14 protein-coding genes are annotated in these 18,898 nt (G+C 60.0%); 10 read left to right on the top strand and 4 right to left on the bottom strand.

All coding sequences use genetic code 11. The annotated features are described in order from the left end of the window. The first annotated feature begins 102 nt into the window (after positions 1–102). The 9 genes from queC (at position 103) to ABIE33_RS16185 (ending at position 10,025) form a co-directional block, all read left to right on the top strand. A complete protein-coding gene (queC, locus tag ABIE33_RS16225; protein WP_429126651.1) occupies positions 103–813 on the top strand; it encodes a 7-cyano-7-deazaguanine synthase QueC in 711 nt (236 codons plus the stop codon). Further along, the gene (gene queD / locus ABIE33_RS16220) at positions 813–1,169 is read left to right on the top strand and encodes a 6-carboxytetrahydropterin synthase QueD (protein WP_429126648.1); all 357 of its coding nucleotides are present in this window, start codon (positions 813–815) and stop codon (positions 1,167–1,169) included. Before queC ends, queD begins: the two co-directional genes overlap by 1 nt. Continuing rightward, positions 1,166–1,894: a 7-carboxy-7-deazaguanine synthase QueE gene (queE, locus tag ABIE33_RS16215; RefSeq protein ID WP_429126645.1), complete on the top strand. Its 729-nt coding sequence runs from the start codon at positions 1,166–1,168 to the stop codon at positions 1,892–1,894. The genes queD and queE overlap by 4 nt, the downstream gene beginning before the upstream one ends. 1,662 nt (positions 1,895–3,556) lie before the next feature. Next, entirely contained in the window at positions 3,557–4,681 is a 1,125-nt protein-coding gene (locus tag ABIE33_RS16210; RefSeq protein WP_429126642.1) for a GSU2403 family nucleotidyltransferase fold protein, read from the top strand. Positions 4,682–5,204: 523 nt separating this feature from the next. Further along, positions 5,205–6,377 carry an ABC transporter substrate-binding protein gene (locus tag ABIE33_RS16205; RefSeq protein ID WP_429126639.1) on the top strand — a complete coding sequence of 391 codons (1,173 nt, stop codon included), beginning with the start codon at positions 5,205–5,207 and terminating at the stop codon, positions 6,375–6,377. 319 nt (positions 6,378–6,696) lie between these two features. Beyond that, positions 6,697–7,563 (top strand): branched-chain amino acid ABC transporter permease, encoded by an 867-nt coding sequence (locus tag ABIE33_RS16200; protein ID WP_429126637.1) that lies wholly within the window; start codon positions 6,697–6,699, stop codon positions 7,561–7,563. A gap of 2 nt (positions 7,564–7,565) precedes the next feature. Further along, entirely contained in the window at positions 7,566–8,564 is a 999-nt protein-coding gene (locus ABIE33_RS16195) for a branched-chain amino acid ABC transporter permease (protein ID WP_429126908.1), read from the top strand. Next, the gene (locus tag ABIE33_RS16190; RefSeq protein ID WP_429126634.1) at positions 8,564–9,328 is read left to right on the top strand and encodes an ABC transporter ATP-binding protein; all 765 of its coding nucleotides are present in this window, start codon (positions 8,564–8,566) and stop codon (positions 9,326–9,328) included. The genes ABIE33_RS16195 and ABIE33_RS16190 overlap by 1 nt, the downstream gene beginning before the upstream one ends. Continuing rightward, a complete protein-coding gene (locus ABIE33_RS16185) occupies positions 9,309–10,025 on the top strand; it encodes an ABC transporter ATP-binding protein (protein ID WP_429126632.1) in 717 nt (238 codons plus the stop codon). The genes ABIE33_RS16190 and ABIE33_RS16185 overlap by 20 nt, the downstream gene beginning before the upstream one ends. Positions 10,026–10,064: 39 nt before the next feature. On the opposite strand, the gene ABIE33_RS16180 is transcribed toward ABIE33_RS16185, so the two are convergent. From ABIE33_RS16180 to ABIE33_RS16165, 4 genes are all read right to left on the bottom strand, one after another. Then, positions 10,065–12,071, bottom strand: a complete 2,007-nt coding sequence (locus ABIE33_RS16180; protein ID WP_429126630.1) for a CHASE2 domain-containing protein — start codon at positions 12,069–12,071, stop codon at positions 10,065–10,067. Beyond that, the gene (locus ABIE33_RS16175; RefSeq protein WP_429126627.1) at positions 12,071–15,694 is read right to left on the bottom strand and encodes a FecR domain-containing protein; all 3,624 of its coding nucleotides are present in this window, start codon (positions 15,692–15,694) and stop codon (positions 12,071–12,073) included. The genes ABIE33_RS16180 and ABIE33_RS16175 overlap by 1 nt, the downstream gene beginning before the upstream one ends. Positions 15,695–16,301: 607 nt before the next feature. After that, entirely contained in the window at positions 16,302–16,781 is a 480-nt protein-coding gene (locus ABIE33_RS16170; protein ID WP_429126625.1) for a hypothetical protein, read from the bottom strand. 171 nt (positions 16,782–16,952) lie between these two features. Continuing rightward, on the bottom strand, positions 16,953–17,639 hold the full coding sequence (locus ABIE33_RS16165; RefSeq protein WP_107027558.1) for a GntR family transcriptional regulator: 687 nt from the start codon (positions 17,637–17,639) through the stop codon (positions 16,953–16,955). A 204-nt stretch (positions 17,640–17,843) separates the two neighbouring features. On the opposite strand from ABIE33_RS16165, the gene ABIE33_RS16160 reads away from it, so the two are divergent. Continuing rightward, positions 17,844–18,887, top strand: coding sequence for a 4-hydroxythreonine-4-phosphate dehydrogenase PdxA (locus ABIE33_RS16160; protein WP_429126624.1), 1,044 nt, complete (start codon positions 17,844–17,846; stop codon positions 18,885–18,887). Positions 18,888–18,898: the final 11 nt, after the last annotated feature.

Below are 18,898 nucleotides of genomic sequence, written 5' to 3'. Positions count from 1 at the left end.
AACAAGGCTCGCCTCTAAGGGCTGGCCAAAACCGCAGCAATGGCTTAGAAGCAGCCAGCATCCGGTCGCAGCCCACCCGGTCAAAACAAGGGATCCACAATTATGAGAACTATCGTCATCTGCTCCGGCGGATTGGACTCCGTTTCGCTCGCGTACAGGATCGCAGCGGAACACGAACTCGTCGGCCTTCTTTCCTTCGATTACGGCCAACGCCATCGCAAGGAGCTCGACTTCGCCGCGGCCTGTGCCCTCCGCCTTGGCGTTCCGCACCAGATCATCGACATCACCGGCGTCGGCCGGCACCTGACCGGCTCGGCACTGACCGATGATGTCGACGTGCCCGATGGCCATTATGCCGAGGAGACAATGAAGGCCACGGTGGTGCCGAACCGCAACGCCATCATGCTGGCCATCGCCTTCGGTCTCGCCTCGGCGCAAAAGGCTGAGGCAGTCGCCGTTGCGGTCCATGGTGGGGACCACTTCATCTACCCAGATTGCCGGCCTGGCTTCATCGACGCGTTTCAGAAAATGCAGGACGAGGCGTTGGCGGGCTATGGCAGCGTCAGGCTCTATGCCCCCTATGTCGATGTGCCCAAAGCCGCAATCGTTACCGATGGCGCCAAGTACGGCACGCCCTTCCGGGAAACCTGGTCCTGCTACAAGGGCGGGGCCGACCACTGCGGTCGGTGCGGCACCTGCGTCGAGCGGCGCGAGGCCTTTCATCTCTCCGGCGTCGATGATCCGACCGAGTATGCCGATGCGGATTTCTGGCGCGCCGCCACCAGCCGCTTCTCGGCGGCGGAGGTTCGCTGATGTACCGCATTACCAAGGAGTTTCACTTTTCCGCCTCACACCAGTTGAGCCACCTGCCCGCCGATCACCAGTGCGCGCGGATGCACGGTCATAACTACATCGTCGAGGTCGAGCTTGCCGCCGCCGATCTCGATGAAAACGGCTTCGTGCGGGATTATCATGACCTGGCCCCGCTCAAGCGCTACATCGACGAAAGCTTCGATCACCGCCATCTCAATGACGTGCTTGGCCACGACCGGGTGACGTCGGAGTGCCTTGCACGGCATTTCTACGACTGGTGCAAGGAGCGGCTGCCGGAAACGTCGGCGGTTCGCGTGAGCGAGACGCCTAAGACCTGGGCGGAGTACCGGCCATGACGACTGCGGCGATCCGCGTCAGCGAGATCTTCGGGCCGACGATCCAGGGCGAGGGCGTGTTGATCGGCCAGCCGACCGTGTTCGTGCGTACCGGCGGCTGCGACTATCGTTGTACCTGGTGCGATACACTGCACGCAGTTGATGGCGAGTACCGCGAGCAGTGGCGACCGATGTCGGTCGACGAAATCTGGAGCGAAGTCAGGCGGCTCTCGGGTGGCGTGCCGCTCACCGTCTCGCTTTCCGGCGGCAATCCCGCCATCCAGCCGCTCGGCCCGCTGATCGATCGCGGCCATGGAGAAGGCTATCGGTTTGCGTTGGAGACACAGGGAAGCGTCGCCCGGGACTGGTTCGCCAACCTCGACACACTGGTCCTCAGCCCGAAGCCGCCGTCAAGCGGGATGGCAACCGATTTCGCACAGCTGGACGACTGTCTCGTCATGGCGGCCGGGCGGCCGATGACGGTGCTCAAGATCGTCGTCTTCGACGATCACGACTATGCCTATGCCAAGGATGTGGCCCGGCGTTATCCGGCGCTGCCGATTTATCTGCAGCCGGGAAACCACACGCCACCGCCGCCGGAGGACGACGGCGCGACGGTGGACATCGAAGGTGTGATGAACCGCATGCTCTGGCTGGTCGACAAGGTGACCGGCGACAAGTGGTTTGATGCGCGGGTGCTGCCGCAGTTGCACGTCTTGCTGTGGGGTAATCGACGGGGCGTTTGAAAATGGGGAGCGGGGTCTTTTACTTGCCGCGCCCCTCTGCCCACTTGCGACAGCATACGGGAGGCACTGTACAAGCTTGCTGCTCCATCGGGCGGATTGGTATCTGGGGCGCTCCGATGTAGAGGCGCGGCCTGTGTCAAAGCCAAGAACGGCCGAGCGCATTCCCATCATTGCTTCATGGGTTGCCTATCCAGGTTGACGTGTTTCGGCTTTTACCAACTCGTATATCTCCACCGCTTCTATCCGTCCCTTCACTTTAAGCAGTGGCAGCGGTTCAGGCTCAAACTGCGCAGGTAATCGGCTATCTCAGCGAGATGGGGGTGAGTGCCAAATTGCTGCAGCTCAGCCTTTCGACACCTAGTGCTGACATGCGTTATCTGACGTCCACTGAGATGGCGCGCTGGCGGGTGACCACAACCGGTGAAAACAATTCGGTGGTCGTTTCTTCGTCGCCGGATCAGGGGTGGGGACGCCGCCGGAGAATGACAGTTCCGCCGCCAGCCGTGACGAAGGGGAGAACCCCGAGGCCAGAGCGCTAGCATTTGTAGCCGAGTATCATGCGGCATGGTCGAGTGATAACGATCTGGCACTGGCTTTCATGAAACAAACATACGCCGAGACGGTGAAGTTCTACGGCAGCCGCAACGCGAAGTCGCCAAGGAGAAAGAACTGTTCGCAAAACGTTGGCCCGAGCGCATACGGCATGGGACAGAGAAGGTGACTTGTGGAACTCGGTGTACCGTCGTTGCCGAGGTCGAGTGGTAGGCGCGGAGTCCCCAACGGGGAAAGTCGTCCTCTGGTGCCGCACACTTTGCAGTAGTTTGGAACCCACAGACGAGGCAGATCGAGTCAGAAGATGGGAGTGTCATCGCGACGGACAAGAACGTTTCACATCCGCTTCGGATACTCAGGCAATATCAGGAAGAGAACGGTCTTTGTCGAGGTAGCATCGGTAACTCACCGAAGATTATGGCTGCCTGCGAAAGACGTGACCTTTTGGGTCAAAAACTCAGCAAGATCGGCTGGTGTTACGGCCGCGAGGGTGAAGCTGGGTATCAGATGCAATGGCACATATGCGGTCAAAACTCACTGCGTTAAGCCGGGAGCAAAAGGTCTAGCGAGCTCGCAAGGCACGCCCCGCTTAATCGCAGGTCGGTTCGCATTAATCCCGCCTAGTCGACAAAACCGAGGGAAACGTCGATGGTCAGAGAACGTGTGGTGTGTTGGTCAATCGTCGAAGACATCTCTTTCTGAATGGCATTGTTCAACGCATTCAATGTTGAGTGTTCGAGGACGCTTCGTCCGCCCAGAAATGACTTGGTACGGGAAGCCGATAGTACTGGCAATGTTGATGGCACGACAGGCAGTTTCGCCCGAAAACAGGACTATTCGCTTCAAGCAATGCTCCGGCAGGTGTTGGGCGCGTTCGTTGTTGAAAGTGCTGAGTTTCTGATCGGATGTATTTATGGCGCGGGTACTGCCCTGTCTAGCTCAACGACGGACATTGCGTCCACGTCAGAACCGTATCGAGAGGGCAACGGTCGGCACGTTTGGCGAGAAACATGGCGCAACTTGCTAGACATTTGCCCAAAGTCTAGCAATAATTGCTAAACTTTTGGCAAATGACTAGCAAGGATTAACATGCGGCCTCTAGCTCCTTCGTTGACTATCGCGTTCGCAGATCTGGTGGAAAGCGCACATGAAAGCGCCTTCAACGCCCGCTTTCCCGTGAACGGCACCTTTCACAAACTGAAGCGGGGGACAAAGGAGTACTGGTATCACGTCATGCGTGACCCCACCGCGTCGAGTGGCCGACGAACAAGCTACGCCGGATTAGTCGGCGATCCTGATGTAGACGATCTGGTCGAACGACATGGTCACGAGCACACGCGCCATAAGCTTCAAAAGGCGACAGCCTCCTTGCTGCGCCGGTCAGGGCTACCCGCTCCCGATCCAATGGAAGGCAAACTGACGCAGGCATTCCAAAGAGCCGGATTGTTTCAAGCCGGTGCTATCCTCGTGGGTTCAGTGGCATACCAGGCCTACGGCGGTATCCTCGGAGTCAAGCTGAGTGGCGATCTCCACCGGACGCAGGACATCGACCTTGCCCAAGACCGCGAAATTGCGCTTCATGCGAGCCACAACGGCGAAAAACTGGGAGATCTTCAAGACATTCTCAAATCGGTAGATACTTCGTTCGCGCCTAAGCTTAATCCGAGTTATCCGAACGCTGGCCCGACTCGCTACGAGAACGCCAGCAATTACAAAATTGACCTTCTGACAGCTCACAAAAACTCAGACCGGGACCGTAGAGCGCCGATAGCGATCCCAATCATGCCTGGCACCGCGCTTCAGCCGCTCGACCTGATGGAGTTTCTCATTAAGAATCCAATCCGGTCCGCGCTCTTATACGAAGACGGTGTAGCTGTCGTGGTACCCGATCCGGTACGCTATGCGCTTCACAAGGTGACTATCAGCCGGATGCGAGGTCTAGCGAGTGAGGCGGGCAAAGATAGCAAGGACCGAATGCAGGCAGCCGAACTGCTCAGGGCGATCGAGCACGCCGGCCGAACCAGCGAACTCGCGGAGGCATGGTCGGAATTATGGCGCGGCAAGGCGAAGCAACGGAGTTACGTTCTACGCGGTGTCCTAGCTCTGCCCGACGACGCCATCGACATCATCGCACGCAGCGCTATCCGATACGGAGAGGAACCGTTCCGCGACGGCGAACAGCCCGCAGTCACGCTTCGGAAGCTTCTCACCAGCAAAGCTGCCCGGGACGGCTAGGAAGCGATACGTGTCAAAAAAGTTTCTGGTAGAGCGAAATACCGTTGACGCCGAAAAGGTTTGAGACACTCATTTCAAGAGTACTGGATAGGCGGCCATGGTCACGCGCACGGCGACCTGCGGCAATTCATTTTCAATCACAGACGGATTGACTGCCACTTTAACAAAAGACCGAAACGCTGGTGAGCGCCTGCGCTGATCGAATTTAAGGGTTCTAGGGTTCTGCCTGTCGATGCGACTTTCCTGGCTCTGCCGCCAAGCTCCAGTTTTCGCTAACTTTTTACGAGGGGCATTCTTAAACGCGCTTTCAGACCGTGGGCTCCAGGACTAGTGCCCTTGTTAATGGGCACTCTTCAATTTCAAGCGGGTCGAACAACGAAAACATAACTGTCGAATTATGATTTACACCCCATATTTCATTTTTGCATCACCGTTTCGCATGGCAAACTGACAGACATCAAAATCGGATTGCTTTGCGATGACGGTGCCGCAGCGGGAGTGGACGGTGCCATAGGGAGGAAATATGAAACGGACAATTCTGGTCGCGCTCGCGGCCTGGGTCATCAGTGGTGCTGCCTATGCGGACACGATCAAGATCGGCGTCGTCGGACCTTTTTCAGGTCCCTTCGCGTTGCAGGGCAAGAACTTCAAGGCTGGCATCGACGCCTATATGGCCGTGAACGGCAGCAAGGTCGGCGACGATGATATCGAAATCATCTATCGCGACGTCCCGCAAGCAGATCCGGCGCAATCCAAGGCGCTTGCCCAGGAACTGGTCGTCAAGGAAGGCGTGCAGTATCTCGCCGGTTTCTATTTCACACCCGACGCAATGGCCGTCACTCCGCTGCTGGAGCAGGCAAATGTGCCGCTGGTGATCATGAACGCGGCGACATCGGCGATCGTGACCAAGAGCCCGCTGGTGGTGCGTACCTCGTTTACCACCTGGCAGACCTCGACACCCATCGCCAAGGTTGCGAAGGATGCGGGGGTCTCCAAGGTCATCTCGGTTGTCAGCGACTATGGCCCGGGTGTCGATGCTGAAAATGCCTTCAAGGCCGGCTTCGAAGCGGCCGGTGGACAGGTCGTCGAGGCGATCCGCATGCCGCTTGCCACCAATGATTTCTCGCCGATCATGCAGCGCATTAAGGATTCGGGCGCCGAGGGCGTTTTTGCCTTCCTGCCATCGGGTCCGACCACGCTCGGCTTCGTCAAGGCCTACAACGAAAACGGCCTTAAGAGCGGTGGCATCAAGTTCTTCGCGCCGGGCGATCTGACGCAGGAATCCGATCTGCCGGCGCTCGGCGAAGCGGCTCTCGGCATCCAGACGACGTTCCACTACGCCGTCTCGCACGACAGTCCGGAAAACAAGGCTTTTGTCGAATCGGCCGCGAAGGCCATCGGCAATCCGGCCGAACTCTCCTTCCCCTCGGTCGGTGCCTATGACGGCATGCATGTGATCTACAAAATGATCGAGGCGACCGGCGGGGAGCAGGACGCGCAGAAGGCTGTCGACGCAGTCAAAGGCCTTTCGTGGACGAGCCCGCGCGGCCCGGTTTCCATCGATCCCGAATCGCGCCACATCACGCAGAACATCTATCTGCGCGAAGTCGCCAAGGCTGATGACGGCACCTACTACAACAAGGAGGTTCAGACCTTCGAGAAGCAGGGCGATCCCGGTCTCGCAGCCTTGAAGTAAACGCTTTGGCAATGCGGGCGGTGTTGAGCCTCGCCCGCATTGCCTGCAAAATACCGGCGGCCGGCGAGTCGATCGGACGCCCCAAGCATTTCCAGGAAAAGTGCGAAGAGTTTTTCCGTCAGGGGATGCGTAAGGTAGGGGCGCATTCCCTGGACCGGCGCGACGTGTTTTCCATCTGGGAATGCCCGAAAAAGAGAGAGGGATCGGTTCCGGGACTCCCGTCAAGGCGGAAGAGATCCAGGCGGGCGTTGGTTCGTCGGGGAACTTGTCTCACTCTGAACCCTGCCGTCAGTGATAACGAAAGACATCGGATAGCCCCATGCAAACAGTCTTCAGCATTGCGGTCGATGCCCTTGCCTACGGCATGGTGCTCTTCGTCATCTCCATCGGGCTTTCCGTGACCATGGGGTTGATGCGCGTCGTCAACCTTGCCCATGGCGCCTTTGCCATGATCGGCGGTTACATCGCCTCCTATGCGGCGCGTGATCTTGGCCTTGCCTATGGATTTGCCATCGTGCTTGCCGTCTTCGGCACGATCCTGATCGCCATTCCGATCGAGCGTCTGCTTTACCGTCGCATCTACGGTGCGCCGGAATTGACCCAGGTGCTGATGACGATCGGCATCACCTTCTGCATCATCGGTATCGCCAACTATGTCTTCGGGCCGACACTGAAGACCGTCCCGTTGCCGGCGCAACTGCAGGGCTCCGTCGACCTCGGTTTCCGCGCGATCGCCACGCATCGGCTCTTTGCGATCCTATGCGGCCTCGCGGTTGCTGCCGCCCTCTGGTACGCGATCGAAAGAACGGCTTTCGGTGTCAAGCTGCGGGCCTCGGTCGATAATGCGGCCATGGCTGCTGCACTCGGCGTGCGCACCGAGATCGTCTACGCCGTGAGTTTCGCGGTCGCCGTCGGGCTTGCCGCCTTCGGCGGGGTGGTCGGCGCCGAGCTTCTGCCGGTCGAACCCTATTATGCGCTACGCTACATGGTGACGTTCCTGGTGGTCGTGTCGGTCGGCGGTGCGGGCTCGATCCCCGGTGCGCTCGTCGCCTGCTTGCTGCTTGGCGGCATCGATACGACCGGCCGCTATCTGATGCCCGAGTTCGGCGAATTCTTCTTCTATCTGGCCGTCATCGCGATCATCTGCGTCTTCCCGCGCGGACTTGCCGGGAGAGCCAAGGGATGACCATGACCACCACCAATGAGCTGATCGCACGAACACCGGGCAAGCGCCGCTTCGGCGGCGGCGACCTGATTGGCCTCGGCGTTATTCTGGCGCTCGCCGTTGTCGGTTACTTTCTGTTTCCCAACAATCTGGCGCTGCTTACGCGCATCATCGCGATCGCGCTTCTGGTGCTGTCGCTTGATCTCGTCACCGGCTATTGCGGGGTGGCGACGCTCGGACATGCGGCCTTGTTTGGCGCCGGCGCCTATGCCGCGGGAATCGTTTCGGCGCATTACGGCATTAACGATCCCTTCGCGATGCTCGCCTTCGGCATTGCGGCCGGCGCCGTTGCAGGCCTTATCTGCGGCGCAGTGATCCTGCGAGCGCATGGTCTGCCGCAACTGGTGCTGTCGATCGCGCTGATCCACCTGTTTCATGAGTTCGCCAACAAGGCGTCGTCGTGGACTGGCGGCAGCGATGGTCTGTCCGGAATTGCGCCGAGCGCGCTCATAGGTCTTTATGAGTTCGACCTATGGGGCCGCACGGCTTACGTCTTCGGCGTCGTGCTGCTCGTGCTCGTCTTCGTCGTCCTGCGGCTGATCGTGCGCTCGCCGTTCGGCATGCTGTGCCGGGCGATCAAGGAAGATCCGATCCGCATCCGCTCGATGGGCGCATCGCCCAAGGCCGCGCTGATGAAGATGTATGTCATCTCAGGCGCCGTCGCAGGCGTCGGCGGTGCACTCAATGCCATCTCGACGCAGGTGGTCGGGCTCGACAGCCTGTCCTTCACCATGTCGGCCGAAAGCCTGGTGATGCTCGTTCTCGGTGGAACCGGTTCGCTCTTCGGCGCGCTTACCGGCACCATCGTCTTCATGTTCTTCGAGGACGTCGTTTCCGCCGCCAACCCGTTCCATTGGCTGACGATGGTCGGCGCGCTGCTGATTGCCGTCGTTCTCTTTGCGCCGAAGGGGCTTTACGGAACGGCAGCCGCCTTCGTTACCCGCCGCCGGGAGGCAAAGTGATGCAGCCCATCTTTGAAGTTCGCAACTTGAAGCGGGCCTTTGGCGGCCTGGCGGTCACCAATGACGTGAGCCTCAGCATGGCGCCGGGCGACCGTGTGGCGCTGATCGGTCCGAACGGTGCCGGCAAGACGACATTTGTCAATCTGGTCACCGGCAATCTCGCGCCGGATTCCGGCGAGGTTCGCCTCGGCGGCGAAACGGTCACCCGCATCGATGCCATCGGCCGGGTGTGCAGGGGGCTCGTGCGCTCCTTCCAGGTCACCCGCCTGTTTCTCGACATGACGCCGGCCGAGCATGTCGCGCTCGCCGTCCTGCAGCGCGACGGCCGCTCCGGTCGTCTGTTCGGCAACTTCCTCTCGATGCCTGATGTGATGGGCGAGGTCGGTGAACTGCTCGGCAAGCTTGGCCTTCGCGATCTGATGCACCGCAAGGTCAGCGAAATCGCCTATGGGCAGCAGCGTCTGCTCGAAATCGCCGTGGCGCTTGCCTTGAAGCCGAAGGTTCTTCTGCTTGACGAGCCGGCGGCCGGCGTTCCGCAGAGCGACACCGGTCGCATCGAGCAGGCGCTTGCCGACCTGCCAGCGGATCTCGCTGTGTTGATGATCGAGCACGACATGGATCTGGTCTTCCGCTTTGCCAAGCGCGTCGTCGTGCTAGCGGCCGGCGCCATCATCTTCGACGGTTCGCCGTCTGATGTCACCCAGGATCCAGGGGTGCGAGAAGCCTATCTGGGGAGCTATGCCAATGCCAGCCACGCCGCTTGAAGTGGAAAACCTGTCGGCCGGCTATGGCCCGACGCGGGTGCTTGAAGGCATTTCGTTCTCGGTTCCATCAGGCGCGCGCCTTGCCGTTCTCGGCCGCAACGGCATGGGCAAGACGACGCTCCTGGCGACACTTGCCGGTCAGACGAAGCGTTATGACGGCCGCATTCGCATGGGTGATGCCGATGTGACGGCACTGCCAAGCGCGTCACGCGCCCGCAAGGGCCTGGGCTTCGTGCCGCAGGCGCGTTGCGTGTTTCCGACGCTGACGGTCGAAGAAAACCTGTTCGTCGGTCTCAAGGACCGACCGAAGGCTGCGCTGCAGGAAGCCTACGATATGTTTCCGCGGCTTTACGAGCGGCGGCGCAACCTCGGCAGTCAGCTTTCCGGCGGCGAGCAGCAGATGCTGTCGACGGCCCGCTCAATCCTCGGCCGTCCGTCGGTCCTGTTGCTTGACGAGCCGCTCGAAGGCTTGGCGCCGGTGATCTGCGAGGAGTTGATGAAAGCGTTTGCCGAGCTTGCCAAGACCGGCGACATGACGATCGTGCTGGTCGAACAGCGTATCCAGAGCGCACTGGATTTTGCCGATCAGGTCATCGTGCTGGAACGCGGACGCGTCGCCTGGGCAGGCACGCCGCAGGCGCTTTCAAGCGACCACGACGCGGTCGAGCGATTGCTTGGCGTCGGCGGGCTTCACTGAAGACTGAGAGGCACAAGGGAAATCGGGCCCGTTCGGCTCTCACGGTTTTTCGCGCGGGGATGTTCCGAGCCTGGCTCGCTCCCCCTCATAGTACCGGGCGAGCGCCGGTATCGCGCTCTTCATCTGGTGGAAGATGATATCGTCAACCGTGAGGTTAGCGCCATACTTTGCATCCAGGAAGGCCTGGTGACGGTGCAGAGCTTCCCGCGTAGCGCCAGGAACGACCGCGAACACAGGTGAAACCGCGCTGCGGCCCTTGACCGTGATCCGATCGAGTTCGGCGATCGGGAATGTCTTCTTAACGAGCGAGGCGGTGCTTTCGCCCAGAAGCAACGCAACGCCGTAATCCTTGGAGGTGCCCTCGAGGCGTGAGGCTAGGTTGACTGCGTCGCCGAGTGCCGAATAGTCGAAACGTCGAATGGACCCCATGTTCCCGACAATACATTCGCCAGTATTGATGCCGATCCCGATCCGCAACGACTGGACCGCGCGGCCGTCTGTCATGGCCTCCGTTGCAAGCTCGTCATTGACCTCCTGAAGTGCGGTGAGCATATCGAGCGCCGCCTGCACTGCATGCGTCGCGTGATCCGGGTCGTCGAGCGGTGCGTTCCAGAACGCCATCAGGCAATCGCCGATATATTTGTCGATTGTACCGCCTTGCTGGAGAACGGCCTCCGATAGCGGGGTCAGCAGTCGGTTGACAAGTGCTGTCAAGCCTTCCGGATCCTCCTTCATATCTTCGGCAATTGAGGTGAAACCTCTTATGTCGCAAAAAAGTACCGACAATGTCCGCCGCTCACCACCGAGTTTCAGATGTGACGGGTCCCGCGCGAGCCGCTCGACAAGCGCCGGGGAAAGATATTGCGAGAAGGCGCGGGTGATCTCTCGCCGCCGCCGTCGTTCCTCGGCGTAGTCGAGCCCGGCCTGACCGGTGACAACGCCGAGAAACGCAAGGCCCGGCCCTATAGGCGAAACGAAGACCTGTCCCAGCCTCATCATGGCATAGCTTGCAAGGACGATGAGCATGAGAGCGATGACGGCATGGCCGAGCGTCTGCCAGCCAGTCGCGGGCAATACGGTGAAAGCGGCCAGGATGGCCGCGATGAGAATAGAGGCGATGATGGCCGGTGGCGCCGCACGCGTGATGAACAGACCATGTGCGAGATTGTCGTAGATCGTCGCCTGCATCTCGACGCCCGCGACGAGCTTGTTCGAATGGACGGTATCCGAACTTGGAAAGGCATCGGCTCCACCGTCGGCAATCGATGGCGCATTCTGCAGGCTGAGACCGACGAGCACGACGCGATCCCGGAAGGTGTTTTCCGGCAGAAAGTTATCGGGATCGAGGGCCTGATAATAGGATACTGTTGGATAGGTACGGGCCGGGCCAAAGGTCTGGATCAACCCGTATTGTGGTGGATGCACGGGACGTGCACCAGCGAGTTCGGCGAGTACGGCTGCAAATCCATCAGGATAGACAGGCACTGCCCGCAATGTGCCGTCTCCGCCGAGATCGACCGAAGCAATCCCTGTTCGGGCACCCTTCCGGGTGAAGATCGCAAGTGGTTCCGTGCGGATAAACTGGTCGGCCTGAGGCGCCTCGACCAATGATTGGTCGCCGGCCAGGACGACGTCTGGCCCCAAGGCGCGCTCAAGCAAAGTGTCGTTTGACGGATCCGCCGACGGTTCTGCGAAAATCACGTCGATGCCGATCGCACGCGCTCCGGCTTTGCGCAGGGCACCTATAAGGCGCGCATGCAAGGCTCGCGGCCAGGGCCATTGACGACCAATCTCGGCCATGGACGGCTCGTCAATCGCGACGATCACCGGCCCGTTGGCGGGAAGGGGCGGCCGGTAGACAGTAGAGAGGTAGTCGTAGCTGCGCAGTTCGTTGAGCGACCAGGCGCCAGTCAACGATGCCAGCGACAGAGCAATACCGACAAGGGCTGCAAGCACGAGCAGTTTCAGCCGCCTTTGCAACTGTCCGCGTCCATGCCCTTGCGCGGATGCGCCGCTGGAAAGATGAAAGGCGCCAAGATCCTTCATCAGAAGCGCACTTTGACCGTGCCCTTGAATGTCGGCCCCCAGCCGGGTAGGCCGTTTCTCAGCTCGAACTCCTCGTCAAGTAGATTGAACGCCGCCAGATTGACTTCGAGTTGCTTGTCGAAGGGCTCCCATTCCAGGGAAGCATCGAGTGTCCAGAAATCGTCAAGCGTTTTGCCATCAGCTGGGCGCGTGCCGACATAGTTGGCTGCGATCGTCGCCTTCACATTGGCAGTGCTGACCCAGGTCAAGGCTACCTGACCGCTGTTTTCCGGAACGAACAGCAATTCGTCGGTTGGGTTGGCGGGATCGTCTTTGACGTCGGCGTTTGTATGGGCCGCCGTCGCCGAAAGGCCAAAGCCGTGTCCGAGCGCGAAGTTTGCGGTTGCAGCCACGCGGTCAAGCCCGACCTTGGCGTAGTCTAGGCTCAAAGTGGACAGCGGTACGTCGAGTGACAGTTGCCGAACCTCCTGGTGTTGGTAGTCGAGCGCGGTGAAGAGCCAGTCTTGCCATTCCGCGTCCCAACGAAACGCCAGTGTATCCGTATAGCCTTCGGCGCCGAAACGCAGTTGGTTCGGCTGCAGGGCGACGACGCCGATCGGGGCGAGCGTCGCGACGTCGAAATTCAAGCCGTCACGCATCGCTGCCGCTCTTAGCCAATGACCCTCCACCGGCGCCCAGGCGATGCCAAACTTCGGCTCAAGTCTGATGATTCCATCGTTGGCGCCCTCGATGTAGCGGGCAAACAGCGCACCTTCGGCCTTTAGATCCGGCGCGATTTCATAGATGGCGTCGACATAGGCCTTGGCGACGTTCTGCGTTGAGGACGTCGACGCTGATGCCATGACGGGCGCGCCATTGCTGCTTGTCAGCCCCAATGGATCGAAGATGTCGAGTGAACTCGAGGAGTGGACGACACCGCCCTCGATGCCGTAACGCCAGGTGATGTCGCCGTTGCCATAGAGGTGATTGACGGCGGCGATATAGGTCTTTTGCTTCTCTTCACTTCGGCTCGTCGCGAGGTCGGGAACGGCCAGTCGCGAAAGCCGTAGCGTCTCGCTCTCGACAACATTCTGATCGGCGAAAAAAAAGGCCGCATTGGCCACATTGCGGTAGCCGAACGTGTGGCTCCAGGCGATGCCTGAGAGAAGACGGGACGCGCTGTCGTCGCCGATATTGTCCACACCGATTGGTCCGACAGGTATGTCGAGCACGCTTTTGAGATCATCGAACTTGCCGTAGTTGGCATAGGCGATAATCCTGTCATCCGGCGTTGGCGTTGCCGTCAGATAGCCGTTGCCGCCGAGAAGGCGCATTTCTCTATCGAGTCCCAGGCCCTGACCAAGTGCGATGGTATCGCGCGGTTCTTCCCACTGGACATTGCCGTAGACGCTGATTGGGTATGGCGAGAACGTCAGGCCGCGTAGCTCGGCTTCGCCAATCCAGCCTTGATCGTCGCGGTCCGCGATGATGCCTCCGCCGAGTGCTGCCTCGAAGAATGGTCGCTGCAGGATGTTGGCCGTGCGTTCGCGGCTTGCGAGCATGTGCGGCTCGATCAACAGACCCTGGAAGAAGGCCGAGAAACTTTGTGGATTGGCGGTGTTGACGACAGGGCTGCCATCGAAATCATAGGTGTTGAAGAGCGGATTGACGCTGCCGCGCACAGCCTGGTCGACATAGCTCGAGCCGGTGAAAGGATCAAAAACGGCGTCGCCGTAATATTGTCCCCAGGCATTGAGGCCCTGCAGGCGGAACGCGTCGTTGAGCGTGGAGCCTGCATCCTGATTGGCCCCAAGCGCGGCTGTCTCGCCACCCCGCGCCCGGGTTCGGCGCATCAACTCCTGGGCATAACGAATTGCGGCGTCCGAATCATAGCCGTCGATGGCGATCGCAGTGCGCATCTGCATGACGACAGGATCGTTGGGGTCTAGCCGGTCGGCGTTATCGAGCGCCTGGGCGGCGGGGATGCGATCACCCTTCTCGTAGTAGGCGCCAGCTAGCAGCAATTGGGCGCCGGAGTAAGCGGGATTTGCGGTAGACCCGGCGAGCAGGTCTTCGACAGCCTTGTCCAATTCGCCGGTTTGCATGTGATAACGCCCGCGCGCCACCAGCGTCACATCGAAGGCGGGGTCGGCGGCAAGCGCGGCATCGATCTCGCTCTTCGCTTCCACAAGGCGGTTTTCGACCAGGTAGAGAATAGCCAGATTGGCATGTGAGACCGGATCCTGCGGATCGAGCGCGATTGCACGCTTGAAGGCACTCTCCGCAGCGCGATTGTCGCCGCGTTCGCCCTGCACGAGCCCGAGGGAGTTCCAGATGGACGATGAGCCGGGCGCTGTCTTGAGGCCTTGTTCGAGGTCTTCCAAAGCTGCATCGAGATTGTTTTCGATGTGAAAGCGGTAATCGGAGCGGGCTTGCAGCGCGGTCGGGTCCTGCGGGTCGATCGCCAGCGCCCTTTCGATACCATCACGGACTTCCTTGCGGTCATCTAGCAGCAGGGCGAACTGCGCGCGGGCGGCAGGCAATGTCGGGTCGTCGGGAAACTGGCGCTCTGCCTGCTTGAGGGTATCGATCGCAGAACGGATGTCGTTGCGAAACCCGTTGGTCCAGGCGCGGGCAAGCGCTCCATAGGCACCCGCTGCATGCCGCGGCGGTGCTTCAGCGTGGTCGGGGTTGGCAAGCGCACGAGCGAAGTAGCCGCCATAGGCAGCTATCGCGCGCCGCTTGGTGTCCAGACCACGCGCCGCACGCGAGAAGAGCTTTGCCGCGTCGTCATAGCGATTCTCAGAACCTGCGATCAACGCCTCGACGAGGTCGGCGCGTGCCTGCTGCGTTCGGCCAAGCCGACGTCCACGCGCCTCGGTCAATGTGTCCTTCGCTTTCTGACGGCCGTCCAGAGACAAGTAGATCTCTGACAGCGCGAGCCAGTCTTCGGCAGATCTCGATGACGGGGGCGCCGCCTCTATCCGTTCACGCTCATGGCGCATGTCCGGTACACGTAAGGGAGATGCCGGCATCCAGACGAACGAATCACGCAAAGAGAGATGGAACAGCATCTGCTCGCGATCCTTCGGCGTGACGATCACGATCTTGGATGGGGCCTGGCCGATTGCGGCCATCGCACCTTCGCCTTGGCTGACGGTCACGCTGCCAAGCGCATTGCTAAGTTCGACGACCCCCTCAAGCACGATCAGCGACGTCTTGCCGTCGGCGCCGACGGTCAGCGTCCAGTCGGTTCCTCGGACCGCGGCCGTCGCAGCCGGCGTGTCCACAGTAAGCCCCTGTCCGCCGCGTTCGGCACGGGCCCAGATTGTACCGGATTGAAGTTCGAACTCGGTGTCGCCGGCGGTTGCCATCTTCTTGACACGCAGCGCTGTGTTTCGGCCGAGCCGTATCTGGGTTCGGTCGGAAAAAAGAACCGCAAGCGCACCGGTTGCGTTGGTGCGCAATATGTCGCCGGAAAGAAGATCTTGAGCGAGATCCACAAAACGCCAGTTGGAAACGTCGACGAAGCGTACTTCCTCGCCGGATCTGCGCGCGATCACAGAGCCTGCGACGGGCGTCGGGCGAGGAACGGGATCGGCCAATACGTTGCTTGAAGCAAGCACAGCTGCTGCCACAAGCATTATTTGAGAATTTGGCCGCCCCATTCCAATTCCCTGTCCCGATCGCCTCGAAGTCAGTGAATTTTGTCCACATTAAAAGTCAATGGGATTCTAATATTTCACGGTGTTTTCCGATGACGGTGTAGTATCAAAGCGACAGGGTTCTTGTTGAAACTGCTTGCTAACTTCAGATCTGCTTCGATTGAGCACTGTTTTTGCGACCTGAAGATTTGAGCGCGACCGAGCTGTCTCTGCCGTGGAGAGAAAGCGTAAAACGCCGTGGTCCTGTTGGCTTCTTAAAAGGATTGAGAAGCATTTAAGAGGCGAGGATGGAGGTAATCATGCCGACTGCTTTGGTGGCACATGCAATGCTTGCTTCCAGCAGCGCGACTGCGAGCTTCGAGTCCTTGCGGCATTCGGGCTGATGATCATTGCGCCTTTCTGTCCCATCCAAGCGACACTTCTGGCAGATTCGGCACCACTTCAGGCTCGGAGGTCGCCTTCTGTAGACGAGGCCGCTTAGCATCGTGACGATAGGTTTCTGCGGGAATGCCGTGCTCATCGACAACGAGGATAGCGATGTGCCGCGGAACCGATGTCCGAGTCGCTATCATGGAAAATATCAATGTCATCCGACACACGCGGCCAGTTCATGTTGAGAACCACACCGCCCGCCATATAGCTGCTCTCGGAGCGGTTTCTGGTGATGGATGCCATGATATTCCGTTGAAGATCGGTCAGAGCCATTAGTGACCACCGTCAAGTATGGACAGCATCTTCCGTCCCATCGCAAAGGCTCTGGCGTCGCCTCTTCGATGAGCGCATTCGCCACGACCCGTGACCAACTTGGGACATCATCGAGCCTCTCGATGTCGATATTGTCGAATATACGCAAGCCATAACGCTCGGCCGCCAGATTGAGATATTCCGCCAAACGATCCTTACGCTTTCTGTGATCTTCGCGCATGCCTGCGGCGGCGCTGACAATATCATTGCGTTTATCGCGCGGAACCAGCACTTCCACTCGAACGAGGTCAGCTGCACCACCACGCTCGCGGTACCTTTCATCCTGTCTCGAGACGCCATCGCCGATCTCCTTCCTCGCCAACTTGATGCGTATCCCGGATACGCATCAAGTTGGATCGCGGTCGTGTCATCTCGGCGCCGGTTACATGGGCGACGGACAGAGTGGGCTGCTCAATATATTGGGGTCGATCCTGAGAATAGGACCCCGGGCAAGAAAGAGCCCGCTAGCTCAGAACGCGACTGCAACGCTTCTTCAAACCGAAGCGCGTACGCGCTCCCAGGCGTTCATCAGGTGGCGGCCGAGCACTTCGGACAGCTTGGCCTTGTCGCGCGCTTCGAGCGCAACGATCATTTCGTCGTGCTCAGCAACGGCCGCCGCCCATTTCTCCGGGCCCTCGTGGCCGATGAAGCGGATGCGCTTCAGCCGTGTCTGCAAGACGCTGTGCATGTCAGCGAGCGCCGCATTTTCGGCGAGCTGGACGATTGCCGAATGAATCTGCTGGTTGAGCTTGTAGTATTGCAGCCGGTCGCCGACCTTGTAGCGACGGACCATTTCGTCATGTAGCGCACGGACTTCGGCAATGCCGGCGTCGCTTGCCGCCTCGCAGGCGAGCTTGCCGGCGAGTTCCTCCAGCGTCTGCAGCACTGTCAGCATGTCGTGCACGTCCTTGGCGCTGAAACGCTTCACGACGGCGCCGCGGCTTGGCACGAGCTCCACTAGCCCTTCACTCGCCAGGTACTTGATGGCTTCGCGCAAGGGCGTGCGGGAGACGCCGAGCTGCTCGCCGAGCTGGCCCTCATGCAGGCGCGTGCCAGGCGAAAGGTCACCTTCGATGATCATGTCGCGCAGGTGACTGACAAGAGTGTCATGCAGAGCCGTCCGCCTGATCGGGCCGGGGCCACCGTCGGCGCGTCTCTCCAGTGGTGTGATTTCGTTCATCATTTCGTTTCTGCGCTTGGCGGCCGCGTGTCGGCCATCCGTTCCCCATGCGTGCCGATTGAATCAGCACTGCCTGATTGAAGCATGGAGACAGGGCTCGTCATCGTCAACAGAAAATGCTGCATACAGAATACAAAAGACTTGATGCAGAATTTTGAATAACGTATGACAACCTGCGAAAGCATGAAGTGGAGGACATCTCACATGACGACCAATGGTGCTGCCGGTAACGGCGCGCGTCCTGTCATCGCGCTTGCCATGGGCGATCCCGCCGGCATCAGCCCCGAGCTGACGGCGCGGCTGCTGGCTCTTCCCGATATTCGTGAGGCTGCGCACATCATCACCATCGGTGATCGCCGCATTCTGGACGAGGGCGCCAGGGCCGCCGGCCTGACGCTCGATCTCGAGGCCTCGACGCTTGAGGATCTCGACAAGGCTGGAACCGCCCGCCACGTCTTCGTCGACCTCGGCCATCTCGATCCGGCAGACGTTGACCGTGGCGAGGCGACGCTTGCCGGCGGTACGTTCGCAACGCGCAACTTCCGCACGGCGCTGGAGCTCGCCCACGCCGGCAAGGCAGAAGCCGTCTGCTTCACGCCCTTCAACAAAAAGGCCATGCGTTTTGCCTATCCGGGCTATGACGACGAAATCCGCTTCGTCGCCGACGTGCTCGGCTTCACCGGTAAGGTTCGCGAATTCAACGTTCTCGAAAAGGTTTGGAATGCGCGCGTCACCTCGCACATTCCGCTGAAGGACGTGGCTGACAATCTCTCGGTCGAAGGCATCCTTGCAGAGGTCGAACTGACTCAGGCCTGCCTCAAGGAGGCCGGTTACGACGAGGCGAAGATCGCGATTGCCGGTCTGAACCCGCATGCCGGCGACGGCGGCAGCTTCGGCATGGAAGAGATCGACATCATCGAGCCGGCGGTCGAGAAGGCCAAGGCGCTCGGCTACAACGTCGATGGTCCGTTCCCGGCCGACACCGTTTTCGTGCGCGCGCTCAAGGAAAACTTCAATGCCGTCCTGACCATGTATCACGATCAGGGTCAGATCGCGATGAAACTCATGGGCTTCGACAAGGGCGTGACGATGATGGGCGGCCTGCCGTTCCCGCTCTGCACCCCCGCTCACGGCACTGCCTATGACATTGCCGGCAAGGGCATTGCCGATGTCGGCGCAAGCCGCGAGGCGCTTCTGCTCGCAGTTCGCATGGCGAAGAAAAAGGCCGCCCTTTCGGCTGCTGCCTGAATTCGCACGCT

This window comes from Ensifer sp. 4252 (assembly GCF_050434565.1).
GTDB lineage: Bacteria > Pseudomonadota > Alphaproteobacteria > Rhizobiales > Rhizobiaceae > Ensifer.
This window is presented reverse-complemented; position numbering and strand designations above follow the sequence as displayed.